Here is a 16,665-nt window from a genome sequence, read left to right on the forward strand (position 1 = left end):
TGACGCCATGCCCAAGATGAAAGCCCTCGTCTGCCGGGAGTGCGGGAAAGAGTATCCGACCACGGCCACCCATGTCTGCGAGCTGTGCTTCGGGCCGCTGGAGGTGAAGTACGACTATGCGGCAATCAAGCAGGTGATCTCGCAGCACAGGATCGAGGCCGGTCCCCGCAGCATGTGGCGCTACCTGGACCTGCTGCCGATCGAGGGCGAACCCACCGTCGGCCTGTACGCCGGGTTCACCCCGATGGTGCGCGCCCGGAACCTCGGGGCCTACCTGGGCCTGGACGAGCTGTACATCAAGAACGACACGGTGAATCACCCCACGCTCTCGTTCAAGGACCGAGTCGTCGCGGTCGCGCTGAGCCGCGCGCGGGAGCTGGGCTTCGAGACCGTGGCCTGCGCCTCAACCGGCAACCTGGCGAACTCGGTCGCCGCGCACGCGGCCGCCTCGGGGATGCAGTGCTACGTGTTCATCCCCGGGGACCTGGAGGCGGCCAAGGTGCTCGGGAACCTCATCTACCGCCCGAACGTGGTCGAGGTGGAGGGTAACTACGACGACGTGAACCGGCTGTGCAGCGAGATCGCCGCCGAGCACCGCTGGGCCTTCGTCAACATCAACATCCGGCCTTACTACGCCGAGGGCTCCAAGACGCTCGCCTTCGAGACCGTCGAGCAGCTTGGCTGGCGCGCCCCGGACCAGGTCGTTGTCCCGATGGCCTCGGGGTCGCTCCTGACCAAGATCTGGAAGGGCTTGAACGAGCTGCGCACGCTGGGGCTGATTGACGCCGTTCCGACGAAGATCAACGGGGCGCAGGCCGAGGGCTGCTCGCCCATCGCGACCGCGTACAAGGAGGGGCGCGACTTCTTCAAGCCGGTCAAGCCCAGAACCATCGCGAAGTCGCTGGCCATCGGCAATCCAGCAGACGGCTACTACGCGCTGAAGGCCACGGCCGAGAGTGGTGGCGCTATGGACATGGTCTCCGACGAGGAGGTCGTCGAGGGCATCAAGCTGCTGGCCCAGACCGAGGGGATCTTCGCGGAGACGGCCGGGGGCGTGACGGTCGGCGTGCTCCGCAAGCTGGTGAAGCAGGGCGTCATCAAGAAGAGCGACGTCACGGTCGCCTACATCACCGGCAACGGTCTCAAGACCCAGGAGGCGGTGGTGGACGCGGTCGGGCGGCCCATTCGGATCCAGCCGAGCCTGGTGAGCTTCGAGCAGACGTTCAAGATCGGCAAGAACGGCGGTGGTGACGCATGATCAAAGTTCGCATTCCCACTCCACTGCGCCCGTTAACCAAGGGGCAGGGCGAGGTCGAGGCCAAGGCCTCCACCATTGCGGAGATGATCGAGCACCTGAACAGCACCCACCCTGGGTTGAAAGATCGGTTGTGCGATGAGCGTGGGGAGCTGCGTCGGTTCGTCAACATCTACGTGAACGAGGAAGACATTCGATTCCTGAAGGGCAAGGACACGACGCTGAAGGACGGCGACGAGGTCTCGATCGTGCCCGCGATCGCCGGAGGCCGATAATGCCCAGTCTGCGCTTTCACATCCGGTTCCCCGAAGAGAAGATCAAGGAGCCGATCATCTATCAGATCGGCCACGAGTACAAGGTCGTGACCAACGTCCGCCGGGCTGATGTGCGGGAGACCACCGGCTGGATGGACGTGGAGCTGACCGGCGAGACGGCGGAGATCGAGCGGGCCGTCGAGGGGCTCCGCAAGAAGGGCTGTCTCGTCGATCCGATCGAATTGAACGTGGTCGAATAAAGGGCAAGGGGGCTCACGACGAGAGGCGAGCGGTCCGAGCGTCCTCGGGTGTGCCCCTCGCCCCGTGCCGCTAGCCCCGAGCTTGGACTATGGATTTCACCGACGAGCAAATCCAGCGATACAGCCGGCACATCATCCTGCCGGAGGTCGGCGGGAAGGGCCAACAGAAGCTCGCCCGGGCCAAGGTCCTGATCATCGGGGCCGGCGGGCTCGGATCCCCGGCTGCGCTCTATCTCGCGGCGGCGGGGGTCGGCACGATCGGATTGGTGGACGGCGACGTCGTGGACCTCTCCAACCTCCAGCGACAGATCCTGCATACCACTGCCACGGTCGGGGTGCCGAAGGTGGAGTCCGGCCGGCGAACCCTCGCCGCGCTCAATCCCGACGTCACGGTCAAGACCTACCAGGAGAACGTGTCGACCGACAACATCCTGCGGCTGCTCACCGACTACGACGTGATCCTGGACGGCTCCGACAACTTCACGACGCGGTTCCTCGTGAACGACGCCTGCTTCTTCGCCAAGAAGACGCTGATCTCGGGGAGCATCTTCCGCTTCGAAGGGCAGTTGACGACGATCAAGCCCCATGCGGGCTACCCCTGCTACCGGTGCCTGTACCCCGAGCCTCCGCCGGCCGGGCTCGTCCCCAACTGCCAAGAAGCAGGCGTGCTGGGGGTGCTGGCCGGCACGATCGGCGTGCTGCAGGCCGCCGAGGCGATCAAGGAGATCCTCGGGATCGGGGAGACCCTTGCGGACCGCCTGCTCATCTACGACGCGCTGGAGATGAAGTTCCGCAAGCTGGCCCGCCCCAAGGACCCGGCCTGCCGGCTGTGCGGCCCCCACCCGACGATCACCGACCTGACGGGCGACTACACCGTGTCCTGCGCCCTGTGACCCTGCTGCCGACGTGCCACCGCTCGCGATCCCCAGGCAGATTCTCGCGGAGATGATCGCACATGCCCAGGAGCTGGTCCCCTTCGAGTGCTGCGGGCTGCTGGCTGGAACCGGTGGGCTGGTGTCCCGGCACTACCGGATCGCCAACACCGTGGCCCGGGACGCCCGCGCCGTGCAGGTCTTCCGGGAAGCCGACGTCAAGCCGCTCGATCGCCTCCCGGAGACGGCCCGGGCGGAGGTGGCCTATTTCATGGACCCGAAGGAGATGCTGGCTGCGTTCAAGGACATGCGCAGCCGGCAGCTCGACCTGACCGCCATCTATCATTCTCACACCCACTCGCCGGCGTACCCCTCGGCGACGGACGTCGGGCTCGCCTATTACCCGGAGGCGGCCTACATCATCATTTCGCTGGAGGACAAGGCCCGCCCGGACGTGCGGGCCTACTGGATCCGGGACAAGCAGGTCACCGAAACCCCCTTCACGACCATCTAATCGCCGGCCCCTGCCCGAAGAATTTCGCTAGACCCGCCGGACCGACAATGCCATAATAAGGGCCCTTATCCTCTGACTGGGAGGCCCCGGACGATGGCACTGAGCCCAACCCCTCGACGGCTGGTCCTGCTGGCCGCCGCTCTCGCGTGGCTCTGCTGGAGCGGGCCCGTCGCCGCCGAAGAGAAGAGCATTTTTAGCCCCATCATTGACGTGGACCCTCAGAGCGGCGTGATCATCGTCTCCAGCGATGCCGGCATCGTCATCGTCGAGGTCCCCGAGGCAGCCAAGCCCCATCTGAGCAAGCTCCCCATCTCCGGCATGATCGACATCGTGGTGGAGTGGCGGGGGAAGGGTAAGCCTGCGCTGCTCAAGTCCTGGAAGGTGGCGGGCGGCGAGTCAGCCTGCAAGGTCTTCGATGGCAAGACCTGCAAGTAGCGGGACCTGGAGGAGCGGCTCAGGCGGGCCCAGGTGACCAGCGGACGGGCTCGGCAGCTCACTCCGAGCTGCCGAGCATGTCGTCAATCAAGGGGCGGTTGAGATCCCCGCACCCGGGGCAGATCGTGTCGAACAGCGCCTCGTAGTTGGTGACGAAGTTGCGCCCGTCCACGAGCTGCTCGGCGACCACCTGGCTGTAGCAGGCGTCGCAGAGCATCATCAGCCCGCGTGCCACCGCGACGGTCTTACGTCCGCTGCTTCCCTGCATCCTGTGCCCCCGGGCCCCCGCTAGACCGATCCTTTGACCCGCGCCACCCAGAAATCCTCGGCCTCCAGCTCGACCCCGCAGCGCGGACACTCGTAGGGCTGGTCCGGTGGCGGGACGGCCATCTCCTCCTTCTGAATCTGCCCGAGGCAGACGTGGTAGAAATGGCCGCGGGCGTCCTCCGTGTCCAGCGGGTCGCTCTCGTAGATCAGGACCATGGCGGGTCGCCCCGCTCCCGTTACACCTGGAACTGGGCCTCGTACAGCCCAGCGTACAGGCCCCCCTGCATCAGGAGGGCCTCGTGCGTGCCTTCTTCCACGATCCGGCCGCGGTCCACGACGACGATGCGGTCCACGCTCTGCAGGGTGGACAGCCGGTGTGCGATGATGAAGGTCGTGCGGCCGCGCGTCAGGTTCGTCAGGGCCTCGCGGATCTTGACCTCGGTCTCGGTGTCAATGTTCGAGGTGGCCTCGTCGAAGATCACGATTGGCGGGTCCTTGAGGAGCACGCGCGCGATCGAGAGGCGCTGCTTCTGCCCCACCGACAGCTTGACGCCCCGTTCCCCGATCCAGGTATCGTACCCGTCCGGCAGCTCCTCGATGAAGTCGTGGGCGCGGGCGGCCCGGGCGACCGCCTCGATCCGGACCCGATCCGCCGCCAGGTCCCCGTAGGCGATGTTCTCGCGCACCGTGCCGTTGAACAGGAACGGCTCCTGCTGGACGAGCCCGATCTGGCTCCGGAGGAAGGCCAGCGGCAGGTCCCGGACGTCGTAGCCGTCAATCGTGACCGCACCCTCGCGCACGTCGTAGAACCGCATGAGCAGCTTGAGCAGCGTGCTCTTGCCCGCCCCGCTCGGGCCGACCAGCGCGATCCGCTCGCCTGCCCGGACGTCGAGCGTCACGTCCGTCAGGACGGGCACCCCGGGCCGATAGGCGAAACTCACCCGATCGAAGCGCACGGCGCCGGCGAGCCGCCCCGCCGGCGCCACCGCGCCGGGCCGATCGCGGACCTCGGCCGGCTGGTCGAGGATCTCGAAGACCCGCTCGCTCGCCGCGAGCGCGTGCTGGAGCAGGTGGTTGACCGAATGGATCTGGTTGACGGGCACGTAGAAGAGCGCCAGGTAGGACAGGAACATGACCAGCTCGCCGAGCGTGAGCCGTCCCGCGGCGACCTCGCCGGCCCCGTACCAGAGGACCAGCACGCCGCCCAGGCTGCCGACGAACATCATGCCCGGCGCGTACAGCGCCCAGAGATACATGGCCTTGAGGTTGCTCTCCGCGTACCGCCGGCTCAGCCGGTTGAAGCGCGCCTGCTCGTAGGCCTGGCGGTTGAACCCCATCGTCTCCCGGATGCCGGACAGCGCGTCCTGGAGGTACGCGTTCAGCTCTGCCGCCTGCCGCCGGATCGCGTGGTAGTAGCGGTGCACCCGCCGGGTGAAGAGCGACGCCGAGAGCGCCAGCACGGGGATCGGGACGAGCGCCAGCAGCGCCAGCTTCCAGTTCAGCGCGAACAGGACGCCAGCGATCCCGAGGAGCGTCAGCACCGCGATGAGCATGCCCTCCAGCCCATCCACGAAGATCCGCTCCACGTGCTCGGTGTCGGTGGTCACCCGCGACATGATCTCGCCGGTGGACCGGTTTTCGAAATAGGTGAGCGAGAGCCGCTGGAGCGCCGCGAAGACCTCCGCCCGCAGATCGTAGACGACTTGCTGCTCCAGCCGATTGTTCAGCCGGATCCGCAGCGAGGCGAAGAGGTGCCTCAGCGCGTGGGCGAGCACGAGCCCGGCGATCACCCAGGGGAAGAGCGCCGTTCGCCCGGCCTGGATCACGTCATCGATGGCGATCTTGATCAGCCACGGCGGTACCAGCTCGCTGACCGTGGTCAGGGCGGCGCAGCCAAGCGTGAGGACGGCCAGAACGCGATAGGGCTTGAGATAGCGAAGGACGCGCAGGAGCGAGTTCACGGGCAACCGAATAGCACGTAGCGAGCAGCTACCCGCCGAGAGCCGTGAACGGTAACCTGCTCGCTGCCAGCTATTCGCTGCTGGCGAGTGAGGCTAGATGACGGTCGCATGTTCTCGTTTCCAGAAACGGTCGAACTCCTCGAGCTGCGTCAAGGTCGAGAAGTCCGTCATGCGGTCCAGGAAGAGCTTCCCGATCAGGTGGTCCAGCTCGTGCTGGATACAGACCGCGTACAGGCCCGTCGCGTCGAAGTCCAGCGGAAGCCCCTCCCGGTCCAGCGCCTGCACCCGCACCATCGAAGGGCGTGTGACCTTGCCGCGCAGGTTGTCCACGCTCAGGCACCCCTCCCACATCTCGATCTGCTGGGGTCCGTAGTAGACGATCGTGGGGTTGATCAGGACGGTCCGCGGAAAGCCTCCCTCGCCGGGACATTCCATGACCACGAGCTGCTCGGATCGGGACACCTGTGGGGCAGCGAGCCCGATGCCCTCGTGCTCGATCATCGTCTCGAACATGTCGTCAATGAACTGCTGGAAGGCCTGGCTGCCGATCTGATCGGGATCCACCGGCTGGGCGACCTTCCGCAGCACCGGATTGCCGAGCTTGGCGATTTTCAGCAATGCCATACGTTCCTCTCCGACCTTTAGCCTAACCCCGCGAATCCGTGATGCTTATAGCACAGCCGTTCTGTGCCCTGCAACTCGACCCGGATCACAGGGGCGGGCGCGGACGCCGAGGTTCCGGCAGCTCGAAGGTCTCCCCGCTGGCCTTCCACCAATCAATCCACTCCTGGGCCCACTCCTGCCGCTCCTGCTTGCTTGAAGCGTCCCAGTCATGCAGCTCGGTCTCATGACGTGTCAGGATCCAGAGGGACTGGACCGCAGAAATCGCGACGAACCGCTCGTCGTCCGCCACGAGCCCGATCAGGACCGGAATGACCGACTTCTTCCGAACGTACCGGGCCTCGAAGGCCGCCGCCTTGCGGATGGTGGGGTTGGGATCCTTGGCCATCGTCTCGATGGCCGGCGAGACCTGGGCCGCGTCCAGCCGCACCGCCACGCGCAGCGCATGCTCGCGAATCCGGGCCATCTCCTCGGTCCGCTGCGCCGTCTCGATCAACGCAGGAACCGCCCGCGGATCCTTGATCATGGACAGCGTTTCGATCGCGTTGTAGCGCAACCGGGGCCCCGGCATCTTCAAGGCGTTGACCAGGACCGGGACGACTTGCGGGCCTAGATGGACGAATTCCCCCATCGCCCAGAGCTCCTGCTTGCCCTCCAGCAGGGGGAGCAGCGCCTCGGCCCGCTTGAGCTGCTCGGGGGTCAGCGGCTCGGAGAGCGGCGGGACCGTAGAGGTGTTGGGAATCTCTCCCGCCTTGGGCGGCATCTCGTAGGGAACCTGGACCGGGATGATCCAGGCGGCTCCCGTGGCGGCCCAGGCCGAAGGGCCCAGCGTGGCAAGCCAGATCGCGAGGCAGCGCATCAAGAGCCCGTGCAGCACGTTCATCATCGCCATCCTTTATCGCCCCTCCTCACGTTGACAGGGGTCCGCTTCGAGACCACGGGGCTCATCTTATCCGGCCGCCGCCGGAGAATGCAATCGAGCAGGGGGCGACGGCTCCCCGCGTCAGAAGGGGTAGTCGAGCCCGACGAAGACGTTCCCGCCGTCCTTCCCGTACGCCACATCCAGCCGGCCGACGACGTTCGGCTTGGCTCGGACCCGGATGCCGGTGCCGGGGTTGACCTGCAGGTTCGCGAGGTGCCCGCCCGGGAAGTCCACTTTGGTGGAGACGCGCCCGATATCCACGAACGGGGCCACCTCCAGGTCCACCGCGTAGTCGAAGAACTTCCGCTCGACCATGACGACACGTTCTTCTAGGTTCAGCAGCGCTGCCGTGTTCCCGATGAAGCGCTGCAAACCGAAGGCGCGGAGCGTATTCTCTCCGCCCAGCGTCGGCCGCTCGTAGAAAGGGATCGCGTGCTCCGCGCGGTTCGCGCGGTTGACCGCATCGAGCAAGAGGTGGGCGACGAACACTTTGTTGCCGCCGTGTGGAATCAGGTGCCGCCCGTCAATCGTGAAGCGCCACCACCAGACGTTCTCCGCGGTCTTCAGGTCCTGGTTGAACGCCCCGGAGAGATTCAGATAGCTGCCGTGCGTCGGGGTGAGCTGGTTGTCGCGCGAGTCGTAGAAGATCGTGAGCTGGTGCCCGAGGATCTGCGCGCCTTCACTGCCGGGCACGTTCGGGAAAACCTGCCGCGTGCTCGGCAGCGAGCCGACGATCCCCTGCTCCACCCGGACGTCGCGGTAGCGCTCGGTGACCACGACGGACAGGTTCGGCGTGAGGTTGATCCCTGCGGTCAGCCTCACGTTCCCTTCCCGCGACGTGTAATTGGTCTCGTTCTGCTCGCGGGAGCGATTCCCGAACCCGAAGAAGCGCGCGAACGCGTTCTTGAACCAGTTGCCGTAGAGGGCCAGGATATAGCGGCCGCCGCCGGCAGCCAGGTTCTTGTAACTGCCCTCGAAATATCGTTCGATCCGCTCCGAATAGGAGGCGACGACACTGTAGGTCTCCATGTCGGTCTGGTACCGGTAGTAGTTCCCCGTGATCGTCGAGCCGACCAGGGGGTTGAACAGGTACAGGGGGGCGAAGATCTGATCGAGATTGCCCTTCTTGTTCGTCTTCAGGATGGGCACCAGGGTGCCGACCCAGTACTTCTCGTTCCGGTTGTACGCGAAGGCCGGGAGCGGGATGATCGTGTAGTCCCCGCGGACGAGCAGCGATTTGAGCGCGTGCTCCTTGGGGTCTTCCGCGGCCGTTGGATCCGGCGCCTGCTCGAGAGGCTCCCTCGGGGGCGATGGCGGCGGCTCCCGCGGAGGTGGAGGCGGGGCGGCGGGCTGGCCGACCGGTTCAGCCGGCGCCGCCGATGGTTCCCCTTCCGCCGCGACGGCGAGGCCGGGAGCGAGGAGCAGGGCCCCTGCCCAGATCAGGGCCGCCAGCCCGATCAGCATGCCGGCCCTGAGCGATGGCAGACATCGGCGACGAGACCAATGGGCACCGCAGGAGCGGCCAGGGTAACGGAAGGCGTGGGCCTCATGAGAGCGTGAAGAAAACCACAGGCGACGCGGCGGCGTCAAGCCAAATGTGAAGGTCCGGGCTGTGCGGCACTGAGATGAGGCTTCGCGGAGGGACGATCCGAGGAGAACCATGGCGGGGACGGCGACTGCCGCCCCCGCCCCGCGGTCACGTTACCGGCCCCACTTCTGCCGGAACCACTCGACCGTGCGGCGCAACCCGTCTTCGAACTCGACCGTCGGGAACCAGCCCAGCTCGCGACGCGCCTTCTCGGCGGAGACTTCCTTGCCGCCGAAGTCCCCCGGCCGTTCCGGGACGAACTCGATTCGGACATGGTCGCCGACGAGCTTCTTGATCCCTTCCGCCACTTCCAGGATCGTGACCTTGCGGCGTCCCTCCAGGTTGTAAGTCTGGTTGGCCGCCTCGTCCTTCATCGCGAGCACATGGGCCTCGGCCATATCGCGCACGTAGACGAACTTTCGGAACTGCTCGCCCTTGCCGGCGATCGTGAGCGGCTGCCCGGTCAGGGCCTTCTTGAGGAAGAGCGGGATCAGCAGCTCCTCGCGCATGCGGGGCCCGTAGGGGATGCCGTACCGCAGGATCGTGAAGGGAACCTGGTAGAGCTGGTAGTAGTTGTGGCAGACCATCTCGCTCGCCATCTTGGTCGAAGTGTAGATGTGCCCTGCTCCCTCGAGGTAAAAGGGCACGGACTCGTCGGCCGGCTTGCCGTTCGGGGCCCCGTTGTACACCCAGACCGTCGAGGCCAGGTGCACGCGCCGGCAGCCGTTGATCCGGGCCGCCTCCAGCACGTGGGCCGTCCCCATGACGTTGAGTGCGGTGGTGTAGACGGGGTACTTGTGCGCGTAGTTCACGTTCGAGACCGCCGCCAGGTGGAACACGTGCTCCGCGCCCTTCGTGGCAGCCAGGACCGAGGACAGATCCATCAGATCCACGTCCTCGTAGCCGACGTCCGTCCGATGGGGCCGCACCCGATGGTCCACGACGGTGACCCGATGCCCGGCCTCGACCAGGGCATCCACGACATGGGAGCCGATAAATCCGCTGCCTCCGGTGACGACGACGTTCGCCATGGATCACGCTCCTTTATCCCGAAACCGCCTTCAGCGCGCCGAGCACCTGCTCGGCGTCCGCCTCCTCCATCCCGGAAAAGATCGGCAGGCACAGGTGCCGGGCACAGTAGTCTTCTGACACCGGCAGGGGGCCAGACACGTAGGGCTCGAACACCGGCTGCTTGTGCAGGGGCTCCTCGTAGACCTCCCCGGCCAGCGAGACCCCATACTGGTCCCGCAGGCGGGCCTTGAGCGCCTTCCGATCCCACCGCTCCTTCATGACCACCAGATACTTGTAATAGTTGCACCGTCCTCCGGCCGGCACCGTGACGGGGGTCAGCCAGGGCACGTCCCGCAGCCCGCGGTCGTAGACCGCCGCGATCTTCTGCCGCTCCTCGATCATGGCTGGCAGCCGCTCGAGATGTTTGAGGCCGATGATCGCGTGCGGCTCCGAGAGCCGCCAGTTGTACCCCATGCGGATGTGGGCATTCTGCGTGAAGCTGGCCTTGCCCTGGTCCCGGTAGATCCGCGCCTCCTCGGCGATGCGGTCGTCGTTCGTCACGATCATGCCGCCCTCGGCGGAGGTCATCACCTTGGTCGGATAGAAGCTGAAGGAGCCGGCGATCCCGAAGGCCCCCGCGTTGATGCCCCGATAGGAGGAGCCGTGCGCGTGCGCCGCGTCCTCGACCAGCCAGAGGCCCTTGCGCCCGGCCAGCTCCTGCAGCTCCGGCACCCGGCGAGACACGATCCCGCCGATGTGCACAAGAACGAGGCCGACCGTCTTGGGCGTGAGCTTCGCCGCCACGTCCTCTGGCCGGACCGCGAATGATTCGGGGTCCAGGTCCACCAGGATCGGCCGCCCGCCCGCGTGGATGACCGCCGCGGCGGTGGCGAAGAACGTGTTCGTCGGCACGAGCACGTCCTTGCCGGCCACCCCCAGGGCCCGGAGGATGATCTCCAGCGAGCTGGTCCCGCTGTTGACCGCGACGGCGTGCTTGCAGCCCACGAACCGGGCGAACCGCTGCTCGAACTCGGCCCCGTACTTGCCCAGCGTGAGCTGGCCCGTGGACAGCACCTCCTGGATCCGTTCGGCGATCCAGGCACGGTCCTCCGGGAGAAACTGGATCTTGGCGGCGGGCACCCGCCGGATCGGCGGCTGAGACGCGGCCGCCAGGCCGCCCTGTATACCCTGTGGACTGTTCAAGGTGTGCTTCCTCCTTTCCCCGCCCGGGCCGGGCGCTGCACGCGGAAGGGTCACGGCACGGACACCAGCGCCACACCGACACAGACAAGCATGACCCCCGTCCACCGGTAGCCGTTGACCGTCTCCCGCAGGATGAACTTGGCGGCGAGGGTCGTCACGACGTAGACCAGGGCGGTGGCCGGAAAGACCAGGCTCAGGTCCGCCCAGGACAGTAGCAAGAGAAAGCCGACGAAGTGCACCGTCATACACAGCAGGCTCGCCAGGACATGCCGGTTTCCCAGCGCCCGCCGTGCGACGAGGATTAGCTCCTTGGGTGCGAAGGTCGCGATCTCCCCCACCTGCCGCATCCCCCGAGTCAGCAGGACGTCGCCCGCCGAGTCGGCCAGCACGATGACCAGGATCCCGAGCAGCGTCTTCACTGCCGGACCTCCTCCAGCAGGGGCCCCGCCTCCTCGGCGGCGAAGGTCCGCGGCTCCGAGCGCAGCACCAGCACGACCCCGAGCGAGATCAGCAGGGCGCCGGCCCACCGGACGGCGGACACCGACTCGTGCAGCACATAATCCGCGAGGGCCACGTTGAGGACGACCTCCGCGGAGATCGCAGGGGCCACGAAGCTCAGGTCCGCCTTCGAGAGCGCGACGGAGAAGAACACGAAGAACAGCACGGTCAAGGCCATCCCCGCGAGCACCATCGGGGCCGTCGCGCCCTCGACCAGGAGGGCGGCCCAGTCTCCGTCCAGCCCGCCCCGCCCATCGGCCACAGCCTTCATGCCCTTGCTCAACAGTACGTTCCCGGCCGCCTGGCTCAGGATGGCGGCCAACAGCAAGCTGCAGATCCTCAGGCCAGCCATCGCCTACGCACCCACCGCCGCCTTGACGAAGCTCTTCCGCTTGGCCCTGGTCTTCAGGAACTCCTTGGCCTCGATGTAGAGCCGGTGCCGGTCGTTCCGGTCGAAGATCGCCTTGCGCAGGATCCGGAAGATCACGTGCGGGCGGAAATAGTACCGGTCGTAGAACCGCTCGACGGCCGCCATCATCTCCTGGCGGCTCAGGCCTGGGTACTGGATGACGGGAAGCTGGTGCCCCAGCTCGTCCGTCATCTCGGCGTTGACAAGGTAGTTGTGCTTCCGTAGCCAGGCGTCGAACTCCGTGCCCGGATAGGGGTGCGACATCGAGACCTGAATCGTCTCGGGGTCCAGTTCCATCGCAAACTGGATCGTCCGCTCGATCGTCTCCGGCGTCTCGCCCGGCAACCCGATCTGAAAGTCTCCGTGGACGACCAGCCCGAGCTGCTTGCAGTGCTTCATGAACTCCCGGGCCTGCTCGACCGTCGCGCCCTTCTTCATGTTCTTGAGGATCTCCGGGTCGCCCGACTCGAACCCGACGATCAGCAGCCGGCAGCCGGCTTCCTTCATCGCCTTGAGCGTCTCGTACCCGGCGGTCACCCGGGCGTTGCAGGACCAGGTGAACTTGAGCGGCTTCAAAGCCTTGCAGAGCTCCAGCGTCCGGTCTTTCGCCCAGGGGAACGTGTCGTCGTCGAAGAAGATCTCCTTGGCTTCGGGGAACAGCTCCAAGGCCCGCCGCACCTCGGCCACGGTGTTCGCGACGCTGCGGACCCGCCAGGGATGCCCGCTCATGGTCTGGGGCCAGAGGCAGAAGGTGCAGAGCGCCGGGCAGCCCCGCGACGTGTAGAAGGCCACGTAGGGGTGCTTGAGGTAGGGAATGTTGTACCGGCGGATGTCGAGGTCTCGCTTGTACACGTCCACCGCGAAGGGGAGTGCATCGAGGTCCTCGATCGGCGGGCGGTCTGGATTGTGGACGACCCGGCCGTTCGTCCGGTAGCTGATGCCGGCGATGTCCTCCAGCGGCTTGCCCCAGGCGAACTCGGCTACCTGGTAGTCGAACTCCCGCCGCGCGACGAAATCAATGGCCGGCGAAGCCTTCAGGCTCTGCTCCGGCTGGACGGTGACGTGCGGGCCGACGAAGGCGATCCGGATCGCCGGGTTGGCGGCCTTGATCAGCTCCGCCAGCCGGATGTCGCTCTGAAAGCCCGCGGTGCTGGTAAACAGCACCAGGAACTCGTAGTCGCGGGCGATCTCGACCGTCTCCTCCGGGCTGACCCCGTGCGAGGGGCCGTCCAGGAGCCGGCTCTCCTTGACCAGGCCGGCCGGGTAGGCGAGCCACACGGGATACCAGAAGGACGGGATCTCGCGCGTCGCCTGGTAGCGGGAGGCGGCCCCGCCGTCGAAGCCTTCGAATGAGGGCGGATTCAGAAACAGCGTCTTCATGGCCCGGTCTCCTCTCAAGCCTTCGTGGTCGTGCTCCACTCTCTCGCCTTCCCCCACGGGAGCGTCGCCAGCAAGTCGCGGAGGCCCCGCGCCAGCTCCACCTGCGGCTCGTAGCCCAGCAGGCGCGCGGCCTTGCCGATGTCCGCCTGGTCGTGCCGCACGTCACCAGGCAGCGGCGGCGCGTACCGCGGCGGGTGGGTCACGTTCAGCACCCGTTGCATCACCGCGTACAGCTCGTTGACCGACGTGCGCCAGCCGGTCCCGATGTTGATGACCTGGCCGGCGAGCCCCGGCCGCTCGCAGGCGGCCAGGGTCGCGGCGACGCAGTCGGCGACATGCAGGAAGTCCCGCGTCTGCTCCCCATCCCCGTAGATCGTCGGCGCGCTGCCGCTCAGCAAGGCGGCCGCGAACTTCGGGATGACCGCGGCGTAGGCCGAATCCGCGCTCTGCCGGGACCCGTAGACGTTGAAATAGCGGAGCGCCACCGTCTGCAGCCCGTAGAGGGACGCGAACAGTCGGCAATACTGCTCGCCCGCCAGCTTGCTCACCGCATAGGGCGAGGAGTCAGCGTCGGGCGGCAGGTCCTCGGAGCGGGGAACGACGGGGCTGGCGCCGTAGACCGCCGAGGAGGAGGCCAGGACGAACCGCGCAACCCTCGCGTCGCGGGCGGCCACCAGCAGGTTGAGCGTCCCAGTCACGTTCACCTCGTGGGTGTCCATCGGATCTTCCACCGAGCGCGGCACCTCGTGCAGCGCGGCGAGGTGGATCACGACCTCCACGCCCGCCACCGCGTCCCGGCACAGCTTGGCGTCCCGCACGTCGCCCTCGATGACCTCCACCCGGTCTGCCACCGCCGCGAGGTGCTCCCGTCGCCCCGAGACGAAGTTGTCCAGGACCCGGACGCGGTGCCCGCGTTGCAGGAGCCCCTCGACCATGTGCGAGCCGATAAACCCCGCCCCGCCCGTCACCAGATACCGAGCCACCTGCTCCTCTCTCCGTCCCCCCTCACAAGCAGGGCCCCATCGGATCCCTAGAGGTCGCTGAACGCGAGCCGTTGCGCCCCTGAGGCTGCGAAGGCCTCGCGCACCGACGGACTCACCAACGCTTCGAGCTCCAGCCGATGCTGGTAGTCCGGCTGATGCCGCTCCAGCTCAGGGCAACGGCCGGTCGCCGGATGGAAATACATCTCCGTTACCCCGTCCGGGGCCTCCTGGATAAACCGCGACACCAGTTGCGGGCTCAAGCGCCCACTGTCGTGCAGCCCGAGGACGTAATCGTTGAAGCGCAGGCCGACGCGTGCCAGGCGGCGCCGGAGCAGCCACGTCCAGGGCGCGAGGGCCAGCGTGTGCAGAAGCCGCCCGCCCAGCCCGCCGCCCGCAGCCCGCCAGGACGCGAGGGGCGGCTCATAGGGCAGGCGCACGGCCTTGAGGCCGTAGTCCTTGCCTACCGTGAGGAGCAGCCGCATGACCGTCGGGTGCAGGTGCATGTGATTGTGCGCGTTCACGTGGTCCAGGTCGAGCCCGGTCCTCCGGAAGGCTTCGAACTGCGCCCGGATCTCCGCCTCCAACTGCCGCCGCACGCCGGGCCGGACAACGAACCGCACGCCGGCGGCCACCAACCGCGTCGAGAACTCCCCCGACGCGTCCACCAGATCGGGCACCGCCTCCGGGGGTAGTACCGGCCGGCCCTCGACGAGGACCAGATGGAGCCCAACCTTTAGCGTCGGCAACTGCTTCGCCCGCTCAACCGCGTCCTCGGCGGCTGGCGCCCCAACCATCAGGCTCGCGGCCGTCAGGATACCCCGCCGGTGCGCCTCCTCGATCGCTTCGTTTACCGGTCGGGCAAGGCCGAAGTCGTCACCGGTGACGATGATTCGTCGCACGCCGCCCGCTCCTGCGGCACCAACCGGCCGTCCCGCGTCAGCCAGAATGTGGAGCCCCGCCACACGACCGTCCGCTGCGTAAAGGCCAGGGCCCACGAGCCTGTGGCAGCCAGATCCCGCAGCGGCAGCCACGCGAGGCACCGGACGCCCTCCCGGTCGCCCAGCCCCCAGCGCAGCATCGCCGCGGCCGTCGCGAGCCGGACCGCGACCGCCCCAGCCAAGACCGCCAGCCCGATCGGGTCGCATAGCCGAAGCAGCGCGACGAGCGCCGCGAACGGTACCGACCGGACCAGCACAGTGCCGAAGAATCCTTCGGGTTGGACCACGCGCGTGTTCTGGTCCCAATAGACCTGATGGCGCCACCAGTCGGTGGGGGATTTGAGGTCCATGGTCGTGTCCACGATGGCCGGCACGACCGTCATCCGTTTCCCGGTCGCCGCGATCCGCCGGCCCAACTCGTAGTCCTCGACGAGGTAGTCCGCGAGCGCCTCCAACCCGCCGATCTGTGCGAGGGTGGAGCGCCGGAAGGCCACGGAAGCACCCACGCAGAACGTCGCCGCCCCCGTCGTCAAGGCGAAGACCATGCTGGGCACCATGTCGGCGTTGAAGGTCAGCAACTCCAGCTTCTCGTACCAGCGGTCCGCGCCGACCGCCTTGTAGAACGTGCAGACGTACCCGACGGTCGGATCCGCGAGCGGCGCGACGATGGTCTTGAGGTACTCGGGGGGCACGCGCACGTCGCTGTCGGAGATGATCAGGATCTCGTGGCGCGCGTGGGCCAAGCCACCGAGCAGGTTGTTAATCTTCCCGTTCCGGCCCACGACGCGGTTCTCGACCGCGACCGTGACCCGATCGGGGCCGAACTCCTCCTGGATCTCGCGCAACAACGGAATGGCGGGGTCGTTGGGCCGCTGCACCGAGAAGACGACCTGGAACTCAGGGTAGTCCTGCCGGCAGGCGCTGCGCAGGTTTTCCCTGAGGTCCTTCTCCAGGCCATAGACCGGCTTGAGGATGGTGACCCCCGGCCAGCCTCCAGCCGGCTCGGCAAAAATCGCCCTGCGGGCGCCGCGGAAGTAGCGCACGACGGCCACCAGGGAGAGGACGGCATAGACCGAGCCGCCGATGATCGGGACGGCGCAGAGCCACTGCAGCGTGACGACCAAGTCCATCGCGAGTGAAACACCCCCAGCCGGCGCCCCAGACTGGCGCACCCATCCGCTCGAACCTGTCCGCTCCCCTATCAAGTTGCATGCCCCAAACGGGGGGTGAGGCGAAAACTTCTTTGCACACGATTTCAGTCTGTTAGAGAAGGTAGCCGAAGAAAGAGAAGCCG

The 16,665-nt window shown here is 66.9% G+C and carries 20 protein-coding genes; 6 read left to right on the top strand and 14 right to left on the bottom strand.

Annotation, left to right across the window (positions count from 1 at the left end):
• The first annotated feature begins 7 nt into the window (after positions 1-7).
• From thrC to ACWHYQ_RS16345, 6 genes are all read left to right on the top strand, one after another.
• Complete coding sequence (gene thrC, locus ACWHYQ_RS16320; RefSeq protein ID WP_447973164.1) at positions 8-1,258, top strand: threonine synthase; 1,251 nt, start codon at positions 8-10, stop codon at positions 1,256-1,258.
• Positions 1,255-1,530, top strand: a complete 276-nt coding sequence (locus ACWHYQ_RS16325) for a MoaD/ThiS family protein (protein ID WP_447973165.1) — start codon at positions 1,255-1,257, stop codon at positions 1,528-1,530. The genes thrC and ACWHYQ_RS16325 overlap by 4 nt, the downstream gene beginning before the upstream one ends.
• Positions 1,530-1,769 carry an NIL domain-containing protein gene (locus tag ACWHYQ_RS16330; RefSeq protein WP_447973166.1) on the top strand — a complete coding sequence of 80 codons (240 nt, stop codon included), beginning with the start codon at positions 1,530-1,532 and terminating at the stop codon, positions 1,767-1,769. Before ACWHYQ_RS16325 ends, ACWHYQ_RS16330 begins: the two co-directional genes overlap by 1 nt.
• Positions 1,770-1,858: 89 nt before the next feature.
• The gene (moeB, locus tag ACWHYQ_RS16335; RefSeq protein ID WP_447973167.1) at positions 1,859-2,662 is read left to right on the top strand and encodes a molybdopterin-synthase adenylyltransferase MoeB; all 804 of its coding nucleotides are present in this window, start codon (positions 1,859-1,861) and stop codon (positions 2,660-2,662) included.
• Positions 2,663-2,675: 13 nt separating this feature from the next.
• Positions 2,676-3,155, top strand: a complete 480-nt coding sequence (locus ACWHYQ_RS16340) for a M67 family metallopeptidase (protein WP_447973168.1) — start codon at positions 2,676-2,678, stop codon at positions 3,153-3,155.
• A 93-nt stretch (positions 3,156-3,248) separates the two neighbouring features.
• Complete coding sequence (locus tag ACWHYQ_RS16345; RefSeq protein ID WP_447973169.1) at positions 3,249-3,590, top strand: hypothetical protein; 342 nt, start codon at positions 3,249-3,251, stop codon at positions 3,588-3,590.
• Positions 3,591-3,648: 58 nt separating this feature from the next.
• Here the strand turns inward: ACWHYQ_RS16345 and ACWHYQ_RS16350 are convergent, their stop codons facing one another.
• From ACWHYQ_RS16350 to hpnI, 14 genes are all read right to left on the bottom strand, one after another.
• Complete coding sequence (locus tag ACWHYQ_RS16350; protein ID WP_447973170.1) at positions 3,649-3,858, bottom strand: hypothetical protein; 210 nt, start codon at positions 3,856-3,858, stop codon at positions 3,649-3,651.
• Between the two features lie 20 nt (positions 3,859-3,878).
• Positions 3,879-4,073, bottom strand: coding sequence for a hypothetical protein (locus tag ACWHYQ_RS16355; RefSeq protein WP_447973171.1), 195 nt, complete (start codon positions 4,071-4,073; stop codon positions 3,879-3,881).
• 20 nt (positions 4,074-4,093) lie between these two features.
• Positions 4,094-5,818, bottom strand: coding sequence for an ABC transporter ATP-binding protein (locus tag ACWHYQ_RS16360; RefSeq protein ID WP_447973172.1), 1,725 nt, complete (start codon positions 5,816-5,818; stop codon positions 4,094-4,096).
• A 93-nt stretch (positions 5,819-5,911) separates the two neighbouring features.
• Complete coding sequence (gene def, locus ACWHYQ_RS16365; RefSeq protein WP_447973173.1) at positions 5,912-6,442, bottom strand: peptide deformylase; 531 nt, start codon at positions 6,440-6,442, stop codon at positions 5,912-5,914.
• A gap of 85 nt (positions 6,443-6,527) precedes the next feature.
• A complete protein-coding gene (locus ACWHYQ_RS16370) occupies positions 6,528-7,331 on the bottom strand; it encodes a HEAT repeat domain-containing protein (protein ID WP_447973174.1) in 804 nt (267 codons plus the stop codon).
• Between the two features lie 111 nt (positions 7,332-7,442).
• Positions 7,443-8,825: a BamA/TamA family outer membrane protein gene (locus tag ACWHYQ_RS16375; protein WP_447973175.1), complete on the bottom strand. Its 1,383-nt coding sequence runs from the start codon at positions 8,823-8,825 to the stop codon at positions 7,443-7,445.
• Positions 8,826-9,062: 237 nt separating this feature from the next.
• On the bottom strand, positions 9,063-9,980 hold the full coding sequence (locus ACWHYQ_RS16380; protein WP_447973176.1) for an NAD-dependent epimerase/dehydratase family protein: 918 nt from the start codon (positions 9,978-9,980) through the stop codon (positions 9,063-9,065).
• A 13-nt stretch (positions 9,981-9,993) separates the two neighbouring features.
• Positions 9,994-11,163: a DegT/DnrJ/EryC1/StrS family aminotransferase gene (locus tag ACWHYQ_RS16385; protein WP_447973177.1), complete on the bottom strand. Its 1,170-nt coding sequence runs from the start codon at positions 11,161-11,163 to the stop codon at positions 9,994-9,996.
• Positions 11,164-11,213: 50 nt separating this feature from the next.
• Entirely contained in the window at positions 11,214-11,582 is a 369-nt protein-coding gene (locus ACWHYQ_RS16390) for an EamA family transporter (RefSeq protein ID WP_447973178.1), read from the bottom strand.
• On the bottom strand, positions 11,579-12,013 hold the full coding sequence (locus ACWHYQ_RS16395; protein ID WP_447973179.1) for an EamA family transporter: 435 nt from the start codon (positions 12,011-12,013) through the stop codon (positions 11,579-11,581). The genes ACWHYQ_RS16390 and ACWHYQ_RS16395 overlap by 4 nt, the downstream gene beginning before the upstream one ends.
• A 3-nt stretch (positions 12,014-12,016) precedes the next feature.
• Complete coding sequence (gene hpnJ / locus ACWHYQ_RS16400; protein ID WP_447973180.1) at positions 12,017-13,450, bottom strand: hopanoid biosynthesis associated radical SAM protein HpnJ; 1,434 nt, start codon at positions 13,448-13,450, stop codon at positions 12,017-12,019.
• Positions 13,451-13,464: 14 nt separating this feature from the next.
• Positions 13,465-14,433 carry an SDR family oxidoreductase gene (locus ACWHYQ_RS16405; RefSeq protein WP_447973181.1) on the bottom strand — a complete coding sequence of 323 codons (969 nt, stop codon included), beginning with the start codon at positions 14,431-14,433 and terminating at the stop codon, positions 13,465-13,467.
• A 47-nt stretch (positions 14,434-14,480) separates the two neighbouring features.
• Positions 14,481-15,332, bottom strand: a complete 852-nt coding sequence (gene hpnK / locus ACWHYQ_RS16410; RefSeq protein WP_447973182.1) for a hopanoid biosynthesis-associated protein HpnK — start codon at positions 15,330-15,332, stop codon at positions 14,481-14,483.
• Positions 15,281-16,501: a bacteriohopanetetrol glucosamine biosynthesis glycosyltransferase HpnI gene (gene hpnI, locus ACWHYQ_RS16415; RefSeq protein ID WP_447973183.1), complete on the bottom strand. Its 1,221-nt coding sequence runs from the start codon at positions 16,499-16,501 to the stop codon at positions 15,281-15,283. Before hpnI ends, hpnK begins: the two co-directional genes overlap by 52 nt.
• Between the last annotated feature and the right edge of the window lie 164 nt (positions 16,502-16,665).

The sequence above is a fragment of the Nitrospira sp. Kam-Ns4a genome (genome assembly GCF_965152595.1).